We start from the raw sequence: 12,841 nt of genomic DNA, 5'->3' as shown, positions 1-12,841 counted from the left end.
CCCCTCTCCCCTTGTGGGAGAGGGAGGGGACACGAGTCAAAAAGCGATTGCCTTCGCCGACATGGCGCCGCCACCCGCGCAGGCGATCCGGAGACCTCACAGCAAATGCCTAGGCGCTCCAGCATGCACTGCATGCGCCTGGGCAGTCATTACCCGGTCTTCGCTTTCCGTCGCCTTGATGATCCACGCCTTCGGATCGAAGGCCCCTTCACGCGCGCGGAGGGCTCGGAGGATCCGACGGAATTGGGTGAGCGCCCCCCTGGTTCTCCACGTCAGGCAGGAAGTCCGAAGCATCCAGATCGAGCCGGAAATCCAATGTCGTCCCGTCGAAGGGCGGAGGCGGAACATGATCACCCTTGTTCTCGACGTCAGGCAGCAACTCCAAGGCATCGCCCTGGACAAACCCGAAGCCCACGCCCCCCGCACCGGCGTGCGCAAGGGCCGGCGTGCTCAGCGTCATGGTCGCGAGGAGTAAAGATACGACAAGCTTCCGCATCGTAATCCCCCTTGATGTGCGTCCGGAGGGACGCGCCTCTTCATACGCGGATCGAACCTTCAGAACAAGGCAGGGACGCGGCCGCGCTTCAGGCGAGCGCGACGCGCCGGCGCCGCCGCAGCCGCGCGCCGATCACGCCCAGCCCAGCGATCAGCGACGCCCACACGCCCGGCTCGGGGATCGGCGCGGCCGCTACCGACTGCGCCACATAGCCGGGCAGATCCTTGTCGCGGAAGCCGAACACGTAGAACTGGTTGGGGCCCGCCGTTGCCGGCACGAAGTCGTTGTCGTTGGCCAGATACAGCGTGTGGTAGGTCGCGCCGCCATAGGTCACGTCCTGGCCGAAGCTGACGCCTTCGATCTTGGCGGGCACGTTGGCGCCGGTCACGCCCTGCTTGGCGAGTGCGGCGACCAGATCGAGAAACGGCGTCGACGACTTGGCGATCGCGGCATTGAGCGCCGCCTTGCCGCTGAGCGCGGTAATGTCGGTCGCGCCCTTGATATCGACCAGGAACAGCTGCTTGGCCACGGCGGTGGAGCCGTCGCCGAGCCCCTTGCCGTCGCGCTCGTCGACGAGGAACTGGTGATCGTTGACCGCGACGATCTCGCTCACGCCCGAGCCGGTGGTGAGCTTGTAGCCATATTCATGGGTCTCGCCGGTGGCGATATCGATGGTGACGATCCGCACCAGCTTGCCGGCCTTGTCCGCATCCTGCTCCAGCGCGGCCTGCATGATGCCGACCAGCGTCTTGCCGTCGGGGGTGATCGCCAGGCCTTCCATGCCCTTGTTGGCGACGCGCCCCTCGGTATTCTTGTTGATCTCGGTCTGGCCGTTCGGCGAGAGCTTGGCCACGTCGAGATTCTTCGGCAGCTCGAAGGTCTTGATCAGCGCACCGGTCGCACGATCGAACTGGCGGACATAGGGGCCATATTCGTCGGAGACGAACACCGTCTTGCCGTCGTTCGAGACGCGGATGGCCTCGGGATCGAAGCGGCCGTTGAGCGGGTTGCCAGAGGTGCCGGCGCCGAAATTGTCCGAGCGGCCGCTGAAATAATAATGGCCGGCGCTGTTCACCACCGGCGCGCCCGAACCGAGCGGGGTGCCGTCGATCTTCGTGCCGAGCCCGGCGCCGCTGCCATAGATAAGCTCGCTCGGGCTCCACAGCAGCGTCGTCCTCTGCAGCTCGGGCGTCAGCGTGAACGGCAGGCTGCCACCGGCGGACGCGGTCAGCGTCATCGTCAGCGTGTGGAAGCGGCTGATGTACGAGCTCGTGTCGTCGACTGCGCTGTTGTACGGGGTGGCGTTCGGCCCGCGATCGGGCACTGCCAGGAAGACATTGCCGCCGGCATAGGTGAGGCCCGAGCCCATGCCGCCCAGAATGCTGGCGGGCAGGCCGTTTTCGAGATTGTAGTGGAGGCCGGACAGATCGGTGCCGACGCCAGCGCGGCTCCCGGTCAATTGCCCCTGTGCCAGCAGCACCACCTGCGCCTCAGCGGGAACGATTGCAGCAAAAGAAAATGCGAGAGCAATGGCACAGTTGCGAAGCATCGACGTCCCCCCCGAAATGTCCCGTTTTCACGGCGCTTCGTGTGGTTAACCATGTTTTATGACCGATTTGGGACTCCATATCGGATACATTCTCTTGCCGCGCGGGTGCCGGGCTTGCAGCAGCGGGCACCGAGGCATAGCTGGGCCCGCATGACCGACTCCGCTCTCTCGTTCGCCGATGCGCAGCTCGACGCCAGTGTCGAGCGCCTTGCCGCGCTGATGCGCGTACCCTCGATCTCGACCGATCCGGCCTATGCCGCCGATTGCCGCCGCGCGGCCGAGCAGCTCGCCGCCGAACTGGCGGAGCTCGGCTTCGACACGCGCGTCGCGGATACGCCGGGGCACCCGATGGTCGTCGCGCATCACGACGGCGACGGGCCGCATGTGCTGTTCTACGGCCATTACGACGTGCAGCCGGTCGACCCGATCGCGCTATGGACGCGCGACCCGTTCGATCCGTGGATCGACACGCGGGCGGACGGATCGAAGACGATCGTCGGCCGCGGCGCCTCGGACGACAAGGGGCAGCTGCGCACCTTCGTCGAGGCCTGCCGGGCGTGGAAGGAAGCGGAAGGCCGCCTGCCCTGCCGCGTCACCATCCTGTTCGAGGGCGAGGAGGAATCGGGCTCGACCAGCCTGGAGCCGTTCCTCCACGCCCATGCCGAGGAGCTGAAGGCCGATTTCGCGCTGATCTGCGATACGCTGATGTGGGACCGCGATACCCCCGGCATCACCATCGGCCTGCGCGGCATGGCCGCGGGCCAGGTGACGGTGCGCGGCCCCTCGCGCGATCTCCACTCGGGCCTCTATGGCGGCGCGGCGCGCAACCCGCTCCAGCTGCTCGCGGGCATCCTCGGCGAGATGAAGGATGCCGACGGGCGGGTGACGCTCGACGGCTTCTATGACGGCGTGCCGGATACCGACCCGACCGTGCTGGAGAGCTGGGACAAGCTCGGCTTCGACGCGGGCGAGTTCCTCGGCGAGATCGGTCTGCGGGTGCCTGCGGGGGAGAAGGGCAAGACCGTGCTCGAACAGGTCTGGTCGCGCCCGACCGCCGAGATCAACGGCATGTGGGGCGGCTATACCGGCGAGGGCTTCAAGACGGTGATCCCGGCCGAAGCGCACGCCAAGGTGAGCTTCCGCCTGGTCGGCACCCAGGATCCGGACCAGGTGTGGGAGGCGTTCCAGGCCCATGTCCGCAGCCGAATGCCCGCGGATTGCTCGGCCGAGTTCGTCACCCGCGGCCCCGGCAGCTTCGCGATCAGCCTGGCGAGCGACAGCGGCCCGCTGGCGGCGACGCAGGCCGCGCTCGATGCCGAATGGGGGAAGTCCGCCCTGCTCGGCTGCGGCGGCTCGATCCCGGTGGTCAACTCGATCCGCTCGATCCTGGGGATGGACAGCGTGATGGTCGGCTTCGCGCTGCCCGACGACAATATCCACTCGCCCAACGAGAAGTACGAGCTGAAGAGCTTCCACAAGGGCATCCGCTCCTGGGTGCGAATCCTCGGCGCGCTGGGCGAGACGGCCCGAGTCGAGCATGCGACGGTCGCCGCCTGACGCGCATTGACGCCGGCGCACGGAAGCGGGATAGCATCACCATGGTTCCCCTTTCGTTCGCCGGCCATGATTTCCGGGCGCTGCCCGAAGGCGCGCTCTACTGGCCGGCCCGGCGCGCGCTGCTCGTCGCCGACCTGCATTTCGAGAAGGCGAGCTGGTTCGCCCTCAGCGGCCAGATGCTGCCGCCCTATGACACGCTGGCGACGCTCGCCGCGCTGACCGCGCTGGTCGAGCGGCTAGGGCCGGCCGAGCTCTGGTGCCTCGGCGACAGCTTTCATGACGTCGAAGGCTGCGAGCGCCTGCCGGCCGAGGCACGGGCGATGCTGACCGCACTGACCGGCAGCCTTGCCTGGCACTGGATCACCGGCAACCACGATGCCGTGCTGGTTGATCATTGCGGCGGCACCGTCCACACGGAGGCCGAGGTCGACGGTCTGGTACTCCGCCACGAGGCCGAAGCGGGCGAGGCGCGACCCGAGCTTTCCGGCCATTTCCATCCCAAGCTGCGCCTGACCGTGCGCGGCCGCCATGTCGCGCGGCGCTGCTTCGTGGCGACCGGCACCAAGCTGATCCTGCCAGCCTTCGGCGCGCTCACGGGCGGGCTGGACGCAGGGCACCCGGAGATCGTCCGCGCGGTCGGCCCCGGTGCCGAGGCGCTGGTGGCGACCGAGCACAAGCTGCTGCGCTTCCCGCTGGCGGCCTGAGCCATCGCATCCCGAGCGCCGTCGATCGACACGGTCAGATCGCTGCCGGCCTGAAGCGCACGCCGCTCCTCGAGCGTATTGACGACGAACTTCTGTACGGCGTCGCGACGCTCCGTGCCGGGCACGTCAACCTTCTTGGTTGGGGCCGCCGGACCACGCATCGTATCCTGGGCGGCACGACGAAATGGTAACACTTGGTGCCGTTACGAGCACTTGGCCTCGCCAGACCCGATTTTGCTGACGTCGCATTTCGCCCCGCCGCGCAACTCGACATCGCCGGAGCCGAGAATCGAGATGTCGGCCTTGCCCGGCACGTTCGCGCGCACGCTGCCCGAGCCGGCGATCGAGATGTCCGCGCTACCCGCGGTGAAGCGCTGCCCCTTGAGATCGCCCGATCCTGCCACCGAGACGTCCATCTTGTCCGCGCGCCCCGCCAGCGTGATGTTGCCCGAGCCGGCAATCGACAGCGATGCCTCCTGCGCCGCGACCGAGGCGAGGGTCAGATCGCCCGAGCCGGCGACCACGCCGTCGAACGTGCCCTCGACGCGATCCACCAGCATCGTGCCCGAACCCGCCACGGTGGCGTCGGTGAGCCGCGGCAGGACGACATGGATCTTGGCGGAGCCGCCCTTGTCCCAGAACATGCCGGCCTTGCTCTTGCGGCCGACGGTGAGCGTCTTGCCGTCAAGGCGGATGTCGAGCTGGTCGAGCACCGCAGGGTCGCCTTCTGCGGTCACCGAAAACGCCGCGCCGGTGCGCACATCGACATCGTCCGAGCCCTTCAGCGCCACGCCGGTGAAGTCGCGGGCGGCGAAGCTGCGGCTCGTGCCCGTGCCGCTCGCCTCCACCTTGGTGCCCTTGCCTTCCCAACTGGCGTGGCACGCCGTCGCAAACGGCAGCAGGGCAAGGACGAGCATCGGACGCATGGCGGATCTCCCGGATCGTGTATTGCCTCTATAATACACATTGTGGGGACAACGAAAAGGGGGCGTGAACCTAGGTTCCGCCCCCTTTTGATCCGACCCTTGGATCCGCGCCTCAGGCGGGAACCTTGTCCTTGTTGTGGATCGCTGCGGCCTTGCGCAGGATGTCCAGGATCTTCTCCAGCGCTGCCGGCTCGTCGATCTCTTCCATCGCGGCCAGTTCGCGGGCGAGGCGGCTGGCCGCGCCTTCGAAGATCTGGCGCTCGGAATAGCTCTGCTCGGGCTGGTCGTCGGCACGGAACAGGTCGCGGACCACTTCGGCGATCGACACGAGGTCGCCCGAATTGATCTTCGCTTCATATTCCTGGGCGCGGCGCGACCACATGGTGCGCTTGACCTTGGGCTTGCCCTTCAGCGTATCCAGCGCTTCCTTGAGCGTCTTGTCGCTGGAAAGCTTGCGCATGCCCACGCTTTCGGCCTTGTTGGTAGGCACGCGGAGCGTCATTTTCTCTTTTTCGAAACGCAATACGTAAAGCTCGAGCTGCATTCCTGCGATTTCCTGCTTCTGCAGCTCGATGACACGGCCAACGCCGTGCTTGGGGTAAACAACGTAATCGCCGACGTCGAAGGACAGCGCCTTTGCAGCCATGTGCGAGGAACCTTTCGTGAATTACCGGCCCCGAGGAGATTGGGGTACCCATCCTGACGCGCGTAGCGCGGCGGACGAGCGGGTTCGGGGCATACGCTAGCGTCTCCGGGCGAAGGCGAGTCTAAAGCCTCCGTCTCGCGCTATTTAACACGCTCGTAATAAAATTACCAGTGAAAGGTCACGCATTGGGCGCAGAAATCCCGCTGCCATGCCCCATTTCGGGTCCAGCGCGGTTGCGGGGCGCCCCCGGCCCCGCGTCAGTCGCCCGAGCCGGGGTTCGGCGAGAAATATTTGTCGAACTTGTCGGTCTCGGCCTTCATCGCATCGGCGTCGGACGGTGCCTCGCCCTTCTGGGTGATGTTCGGCCACTGCTCGGAATAGACGCGGTTGAGCTCCAGCCATTTTTCGAGGCCGTTCTCGGTATCGGGCAGGATCGCCTCGGCCGGGCATTCCGGCTCGCAGACGCCGCAATCGATGCACTCGTTCGGGTTGATGACGAGCATGTTCTCGCCCTCGTAGAAACAGTCGACCGGACAGACCTCGACACAGTCCATGTACTTGCACCGGATGCACGCGTCGGTGACGACATAGGTCATTGGGGAAACGGTCCTTGGTTGCGAACGATCAATGCGGGGGTCCTGCTATGCGCGGGCGACGGCCACGTCAATCGCCGGACATACCCTGAACGCCGGGATCGGTCACGAGATCCTCATAGCATGCCCGCGCCTCGCCGGGCGGACCGCGGCGGATCGGCAGCGTCTCTACCCGCAGCACCCGCACCTTGCCCTGGATCGGGAAGGCCAGGATCGCGCCGACCCGCACCGAGGCCGAGGACCGCTCGACCCGACGCCCGTCGATGCGCAGCAGGCCCTTCTCGCAAAGCGCCTGCGCCGCGCTGCGGGTCTTCACGATGCGTGCGTACCAGAGGAACCGATCGAGCCGCATCGCCGGGCCGTGGCCGGACGGCTCAGCCATTGCGGAGCGCCGCCAGCGCCGCAAAGGCATTGCCGGGCACCGCGACCGGCTTGGGCTTGGCCAACGGGGTGAGCCCCTGCCAGATCCAGCGCTGCGGCGCATCGGCATCGCCGCGCGCGGTGCGGAAGCCGAGCTGCGCCATCAGCCGCGCGATCGTCTCGGGCTTGAGGCCGATCGAGGTCGCGAGCGCCGGATCGGGGGCGAAGGGCTTGCGCCCCTGCCGCGCCTCGTGCGCGGCGCGGGCGATGCGCTCGACCAGATCGACCCGCACCGCCTGCGCACCGAACGGGCGAAAACCATGCGCGAGATCGGCGCCGACAGCGTCACGCGGCAGCACCACGGCGGCATCCGGCGGCGCCTGGTCCAGCCCCATCAATGCGCGACGGCGGGCGGCGGCGCGGGGCTTGAGCAGCGACGGGGCGAACAGATCGAGCGCCCCGATCGTCACGCCGACCCGGCGCAGCCGGTGCCGAGCGGCGCCGTCCAGCACCTCGATCATCGCACCCGCAGCGCGGCGCGGCAGCAATCCGCCCTGTTCGAGCAGCGCGTTGGCGAGCGCGCGCAGCGGCGCGCCGGCAGCTTCCTCTCGCGTGATCGCGTCGAGCCTGGCGAGCACCGGCAGATCGGCAGCCACGCGCTCGGCGAACCAGCGCTCCAGCCGCGCCTGCACCGCGCTCTTCGCCTGCGGATCGAGCACGTCGAGCGCGCGATCGAGCTGGACGCGCGGCCGCACCAGATTCGCGCCCGGCTTGAGCAGCGCCACGGCGTGCCCGCGCCAGTGGATCGCGGTGCCCACCTGCGCCAGCTCCGCATCGGGCGCTTCGGCCAGCGCCGATCCGCGTCGGCGATATTCGCCCGCGAGCCGCTTCTCGGCGGCGGCGAGCAGCATCCGCTTGTCGCCGGCACGCGCCTCGGCGGCGACGCTGAACCGGAAGCCCTCAAGCGTGCCGAGCGGATGCTCCTCCACGCTTACCTCGCCTTCGGGCCCGATCGTTACCGGGAGCGTCGAAGCATCGGCGCCGATCTGGCGCAGCAGCACGGTCGTGCGCTTGTCGACGAAGCGCTGGGTAAGGCTGGCGTGGAGCGCGTCGGAGAGCTTCTCCTCGATCGCGCGCGTGCGTTCGGCCCAGTGTGCAGGCTCCTCCAGCCAATCGGCGCGGTGGGCGATATAGGCCCAGCTGCGCGCCGCGGCGATACGCCCGGCGAGCGTCTCGACATCGCCGCCCATATTGTCCAGCCGCTGGATCTCGTCGGCGAACCATTGGTGCGGCACATACCCGCGCCCCTCGGAGAGATGCCCGAACAGCCTTCCCACGAAGCGCGCATGCGGATCGACGCCAAGCTTGCGGAAATCGGGCAGCCCGCACGCCGCCCAGAGCCGGGCGACCATCCGCGGATGCCGCACCCGATCGCGAACCCAGTCTTCCTCGGACAACCGCTTGAGTACCGCCAGGTCGGTCGCCTGGGGCGCGGCGCGCAGCACCTCCGCCTGGGGCTTGCGCTCCAGGCTGCCGACCAGCGCCTCGATGCTGGAGAAATCGGGCTCGCCCTCGCGCCAGTAGAGATGCTCGAGCCTCGGCACCTGGTGCCCCTCGATCGCCAGCACTTCCTCGGGGGTGAAGGCGCTCGGCCCTTCCTCGTGCAGCGCGCCGAAGGTGCCGTCCTTCTGGTGGCGGCCGGCGCGCCCGGCGATCTGCGCCATCTCGGCGATGGTCAGCCGCCGCTGGCGCCGCCCGTCGAACTTGTGGAGCGAGGCGAAGGCGACATGGTGCACGTCCATGTTGAGCCCCATGCCGATCGCATCGGTAGCGACGAGATAATCGACCTCGCCCGCCTGGAACATCGCCACCTGGGCGTTGCGGGTGCGCGGGGACAGCGCGCCCATCACCACCGCCGCGCCGCCACGCAGCCGCCGCAGCGCCTCTGCCACGGCATAGACTTCCTCGGCCGAGAAGGCGACGATCGCCGAGCGGCGGGGCAGGCGGGAGAGCTTCTTGGCCCCGGCATAGCTGAGCGTCGAGAAACGCGGGCGGCCGACGATCTCCGCCTCGGGCACCAGCGCTTTGAGCATCGGCCGCAGGCTGTCCGAGCCGAGGAGCATCGTCTCCTCGCGGCCCCGCGCCCGCAGCAGCCGATCGGTGAAGACATGGCCGCGTTCCGGATCGGCGCCGAGCTGCGCCTCGTCGAGCGCGACGAACGCGGTCTCGCGCTCCAGCGGCATGCTCTCCGCCGTGCAGCAGAACCAGCGTGCCTTGGGCGGCAGGATCTTCTCCTCGCCGGTGATCAGCGCGACTTCGGTGGGCCCCTTCATCCGGACGACGCGGTCGTACACCTCGCGCGCCAGCAGCCGCAGCGGGAAGCCGATCATGCCGCTGGCATGGCCGCACATCCGCTCGACGGCGAGGTGGGTCTTGCCGGTATTGGTGGGCCCCAGCACTGCCGTGACGGGCGAACGGGCGAACTGGCTCATGTTGCTTTCAAGATCGTCGCGCGGGCGGCGTTAGGCAACTCCCTCGCACCGCTTTTCTACATTCCCGCGACGGTTGCGGCCGTTTCGGCCTTTTCGCCGCGCCTGCCGCACGGGTCACCGCGCCAGGAGTCCACGGGTCCCAAACTTAATTTGACTTTAAGGGCATGATTCCAGAGTGATTCGATGGACGCGCTGCTTTCGCCGCGCGCAGAACGGGTCTTAGGGGCAGCATCGCTTGTTCTTTCGCGACGAAAACGGCTCGGGCCTCGCCGGCGGCGGCGGCGGCCTGGCGCGCGCGATACCGGCGGCGGCCGTGCCGGAGCGGATCGGCAAACGGCTCGCCGCGCTCGACCTCGTCCCCGATCTCGGCGCCGATATCGGCTCGCCTACCTGGTTCCGCGGCGCCGCAACCTGCGCCGCCCTGTGCGCGGCGACCTGGATGCTGTCGCCGGCCCTCAACGAGACCATTCCCGGCATCGTCCCCGCCCCGCTGACCGGTGCCGCAGAGGACGCGCAGCAGGCCCAGGCGATCGCGCCACTCGCCAAGGGCTCGCGTACCGGGGTGCATGTTGCCGCGACGAGCCTGGTCAAGCCGCTTGCCGACACGCCCGAGCGCCCGATCATCGAGCATGAGGCGAAGCTGGGCAGCGGCACGATGCTGCGCAGCGTGCTGCAGCGCTCGGGTGTCGGCGAGGCCGATGCCGGGATCGTCGCCGGGCTGGTTGCCGACGCGATGCCGCTCGGCCAGATCCAGCGCAACACGGTGCTGGAGATGACCCTCGGCCGCCGCGCCGACAAGTCGCAGCCACGTCCGCTCGAGAAGCTCGCCTTCCGCGCCGCGTTCGATCGCCGGATCGAGATTGCCCGAACCGGTGCCGCGCTGGCGATCAAGTCGATCCCGATCGCGATCGACCATACGCCCCTGCGCGTGCAGGGCCTGATCGGCTCGAGCCTCTACCGCGCCGCCCGCGCCGCCGGCGCGCCGGCCAAGGCCGTGGAGAGCTTCCTGCGCACGCTCGCCAGTCGCGTGTCGGTCTCTAAGCTCGGATCGTCGTGCAAGTTCGACCTGATCCTAGGCCAGGCGCGTGCCGCGACCGGCGAGGTCCAGTACGGCCAGCTGATGTATGCCGGCGTCACCGGCTGCGCGAACGGCGTCCAGCTCGCGCCCTGGGAGAGCGACGGCAAGACCGAGTGGTTCGATGCCAGCGGCACCGGCAGCAAGACCGGCATGATGACGATGCCGGTCAACGGTCGCTTCTCCTCGGCGTTCGGGATGCGGATGCACCCGATCCTCGGCTTTACCCGGATGCACAAGGGCATCGACATCGCCGCACCCTATGGCTCGCCGGTCTATGCCGCGGTCGATGGTGTGGTGCGGGTGGCGGGCGGCGCCTCGGGCTATGGCAACCTCGTGCGGATCGATCATGGCGGCGGTTTCGCCACCGGCTATGCCCATCTCAGCAAGGTGATGGTGCGCCCGGGCCAGTCGGTGCGCAAGGGCCAGCAGATCGGCCGCAGCGGCAATTCGGGGCTGTCGACCGGCCCGCACCTCCATTTCGAGACGACCCGGAACGGCGTAGCGGTAAATCCACGCGCGGTGTCGTTCGTATCCGTGCGGCGCCTGACCGGCGGGGCGCTCGGCGCGTTCCGGGCCAAGCTGCACGGCCTGATGGCGGTCCCCGTAGGCCACGGCGTCCAGAGGGACGCGGCAGAGTAAGCTACTTTGGGGCAACAAACCCTGCGTCGTCCCCGCGGAGGCGGGGATCCATTCGCCGCGCCATCGCAGCAGGAACCACATCGACTCAGCCAGTGGCTTCCCGCCTCCACGGGAATGACGGCGGTGGTGAGGGGGGCGTTGTCCTACCGCCCCTGCGAGCGCCAACGGCGGATCGTGCGCTCCAGCATCGCCTCTTCGCCGCCGACCTCGCGCCACAATTCCGAGAAGAGCGGATCGTCCGAAGCTGGGCGCTTCGTCGGATCGAGATCGTCGAACAGCAGCCGCACCGGCGTCGCCACGCCCTCGCCCACTGCGATGCACTCGCGGTTGCGCAGCGCCGGGATCGCATCGAGGAAGCCGCGCGCCCCTTCCGGCATCGCCGCGCGAACGAACGCCTGGTCGCGCTCGTTGTTGAGCCGCATCGAGAGGATCGTGCCGCACTGCGAGAGCACACCCTCGGCCAGATCCGACGGCCGCTGGGTGATCAGCCCGAGCGACACGCCGTACTTGCGGCCTTCCTTGGCGATGCGGCTGAGGATCCGTCCTACCGACGAGCCATCCGCGTTCCGCTCGTTGGGCACATAGCGGTGCGCCTCCTCGCAGACGAGCAGCACCGGCCGCTTCGCCTCGCCGCGCGACCAGATCGCGTAATCGAACACCATCCGGCTGAGCACCGCGACGACCACGGAGGTAATCTCGTTGGGCACGCCCGACACGTCGATGATCGAGATCGGCTTGCCCCCCCCGGGCAGGCGGAAGATCCGCGACAGGAACGCCGCCATGGTATCCGCCACCAGCATGCCCGAGAACATGAAGGCGTAGCGCGGATCGCCCTTCACTTCGTCGATCTTGCTCTTGAGGCGGAGATAGGGCGCCGTGTCGGTCGCCTTGTCCATCTTGCCCATGTCGAGCGTCAGCGCGTTGGTGAGGTCCGAGAGCAGGTACGGCACCGGCGCATCGACGGTCAGCTTGCCGATCTCCTGCCCGATCCGGTTCTTCGCGCGCGCGGCGAGCAGGCATTTGGCGAGGATGTCGGCATCCACCTGACGGTCGCTGCCCTCGCTGGTCAGGAACACCTCGCAATGTTCCTCGAAGTTCATCAGCCAATAGGGCAGCTGCAGGTTCGAGACGTCGAACAGCGCGCCGTTGTGCTGGAAGGCGCTGCCATATTCGCCGTGGGGGTCGATCATCACGACATGGCCCTGCGGCGCCAGTTCGCAGATCCGGTGGAGGATCAGCGCCGCGGAGGTCGACTTGCCGGTACCGGTCGAGCCGAGCAGCGCGAAATGCTTGCCGAGCATCGCATCGACATAGAGCGCGGCGCGGATGTCCTTGGTCGGATAGACGGTGCCGACCTCGATATGCGGGCGATCGTCGGCCGCGTAGATCTGCCGCAGATCGGCGGTGGTGACCGGGAACACCTCGGCGCCGGGGGAAGGATAGCGGGTGACGCCGCGACGGAAGCGGTAGAGCTTGCCGGTCAGCTTCTCCTCATCGCCCTCGCCGAGGAAATCGATGGCGGCGGCGACGCGCGCGCCCGAGGCATCGAGCCGCGCGGTGCGGATGCTGGCGATCAGCCACGCCGCGCCGACCCGGATCTTGACCTGCGCGCCCACCTGCCCCGCATTGGCGAGCGCGGCATCGCCGCTGCCGGCGAGCGCATCGAGCTCGGCAAGGTCGAGCAGCACCTGGCTCGACGCGCCGGCGATCTCGAACACCGCGCCGATCGCGCGCCGCGCCGCCGGCGCGGGGCGGGACGACGGCGCGCCCGAAGGATCTTCGCTTTCAAACCCACCGACGC

11 protein-coding genes are annotated in these 12,841 nt (G+C 68.3%); 3 read left to right on the top strand and 8 right to left on the bottom strand.

What is annotated here, in order from left to right; genetic code table 11:
• Positions 1-208 precede the first annotated feature (208 nt).
• Positions 209-496 carry a hypothetical protein gene (locus SAZ01S_RS24125; protein WP_084583968.1) on the bottom strand — a complete coding sequence of 96 codons (288 nt, stop codon included), beginning with the start codon at positions 494-496 and terminating at the stop codon, positions 209-211.
• An 88-nt stretch (positions 497-584) separates the two neighbouring features.
• On the bottom strand, positions 585-1,976 hold the full coding sequence (locus SAZ01S_RS19730) for an esterase-like activity of phytase family protein (protein WP_245825039.1): 1,392 nt from the start codon (positions 1,974-1,976) through the stop codon (positions 585-587).
• Positions 1,977-2,195: 219 nt separating this feature from the next.
• On the opposite strand from SAZ01S_RS19730, the gene SAZ01S_RS19725 reads away from it, so the two are divergent.
• Positions 2,196-3,602, top strand: coding sequence for a M20/M25/M40 family metallo-hydrolase (locus tag SAZ01S_RS19725; RefSeq protein WP_084583966.1), 1,407 nt, complete (start codon positions 2,196-2,198; stop codon positions 3,600-3,602).
• Between the two features lie 41 nt (positions 3,603-3,643).
• Positions 3,644-4,306, top strand: a complete 663-nt coding sequence (gene pdeM, locus SAZ01S_RS19720) for a ligase-associated DNA damage response endonuclease PdeM (RefSeq protein WP_084583965.1) — start codon at positions 3,644-3,646, stop codon at positions 4,304-4,306.
• 203 nt (positions 4,307-4,509) lie between these two features.
• Here pdeM and SAZ01S_RS19715 read toward each other — a convergent pair whose 3' ends face one another.
• The 5 genes from SAZ01S_RS19715 to SAZ01S_RS19695 form a co-directional block, all read right to left on the bottom strand.
• Positions 4,510-5,232: a head GIN domain-containing protein gene (locus SAZ01S_RS19715; RefSeq protein ID WP_084583964.1), complete on the bottom strand. Its 723-nt coding sequence runs from the start codon at positions 5,230-5,232 to the stop codon at positions 4,510-4,512.
• 112 nt (positions 5,233-5,344) lie between these two features.
• Positions 5,345-5,878 carry a CarD family transcriptional regulator gene (locus tag SAZ01S_RS19710; RefSeq protein ID WP_010545041.1) on the bottom strand — a complete coding sequence of 178 codons (534 nt, stop codon included), beginning with the start codon at positions 5,876-5,878 and terminating at the stop codon, positions 5,345-5,347.
• 257 nt (positions 5,879-6,135) lie between these two features.
• Complete coding sequence (gene fdxA / locus SAZ01S_RS19705) at positions 6,136-6,474, bottom strand: ferredoxin FdxA (RefSeq protein ID WP_084583963.1); 339 nt, start codon at positions 6,472-6,474, stop codon at positions 6,136-6,138.
• A 67-nt stretch (positions 6,475-6,541) separates the two neighbouring features.
• Complete coding sequence (locus SAZ01S_RS19700) at positions 6,542-6,853, bottom strand: RNA-binding S4 domain-containing protein (protein WP_084583962.1); 312 nt, start codon at positions 6,851-6,853, stop codon at positions 6,542-6,544.
• Positions 6,846-9,323: a helicase-related protein gene (locus SAZ01S_RS19695; protein ID WP_084583961.1), complete on the bottom strand. Its 2,478-nt coding sequence runs from the start codon at positions 9,321-9,323 to the stop codon at positions 6,846-6,848. The genes SAZ01S_RS19700 and SAZ01S_RS19695 overlap by 8 nt, the downstream gene beginning before the upstream one ends.
• A 235-nt stretch (positions 9,324-9,558) precedes the next feature.
• Between SAZ01S_RS19695 and SAZ01S_RS19690 the strand changes: the two genes are divergently transcribed.
• A complete protein-coding gene (locus SAZ01S_RS19690) occupies positions 9,559-11,040 on the top strand; it encodes a M23 family metallopeptidase (protein WP_084583960.1) in 1,482 nt (493 codons plus the stop codon).
• Between the two features lie 143 nt (positions 11,041-11,183).
• On the opposite strand, the gene SAZ01S_RS19685 is transcribed toward SAZ01S_RS19690, so the two are convergent.
• Positions 11,184-12,767: an ATP-binding protein gene (locus tag SAZ01S_RS19685; protein WP_245825041.1), complete on the bottom strand. Its 1,584-nt coding sequence runs from the start codon at positions 12,765-12,767 to the stop codon at positions 11,184-11,186.
• Positions 12,768-12,841 lie beyond the last annotated feature (74 nt).

It is taken from the genome of Sphingomonas azotifigens NBRC 15497 (assembly GCF_002091475.1).
Lineage (GTDB): Bacteria > Pseudomonadota > Alphaproteobacteria > Sphingomonadales > Sphingomonadaceae > Sphingomonas > Sphingomonas azotifigens.
Note: the sequence above shows the minus strand (reverse complement) of the source record. Positions and strands in the feature narration are given on the sequence as shown.

Excerpts from the sequence above, each read along its gene's own strand:
- pdeM (WP_084583965.1), top strand. The coding sequence starts at position 3,644 with ATGGTTCCCCTTTCGTTCGCCGGCCATGATTTCCGGGCGCTGCCCGAA.
- SAZ01S_RS24125 (WP_084583968.1), bottom strand. The coding sequence starts at position 496 with ATGCGGAAGCTTGTCGTATCTTTACTCCTCGCGACCATGACGCTGAGC.
- SAZ01S_RS19725 (WP_084583966.1), top strand. The coding sequence starts at position 2,196 with ATGACCGACTCCGCTCTCTCGTTCGCCGATGCGCAGCTCGACGCCAGT.
- SAZ01S_RS19710 (WP_010545041.1), bottom strand. The coding sequence starts at position 5,878 with ATGGCTGCAAAGGCGCTGTCCTTCGACGTCGGCGATTACGTTGTTTAC.
- fdxA (WP_084583963.1), bottom strand. The coding sequence starts at position 6,474 with ATGACCTATGTCGTCACCGACGCGTGCATCCGGTGCAAGTACATGGAC.
- SAZ01S_RS19700 (WP_084583962.1), bottom strand. The coding sequence starts at position 6,853 with ATGGCTGAGCCGTCCGGCCACGGCCCGGCGATGCGGCTCGATCGGTTC.
- SAZ01S_RS19715 (WP_084583964.1), bottom strand. The coding sequence starts at position 5,232 with ATGCGTCCGATGCTCGTCCTTGCCCTGCTGCCGTTTGCGACGGCGTGC.
- SAZ01S_RS19695 (WP_084583961.1), bottom strand. The coding sequence starts at position 9,323 with ATGAGCCAGTTCGCCCGTTCGCCCGTCACGGCAGTGCTGGGGCCCACC.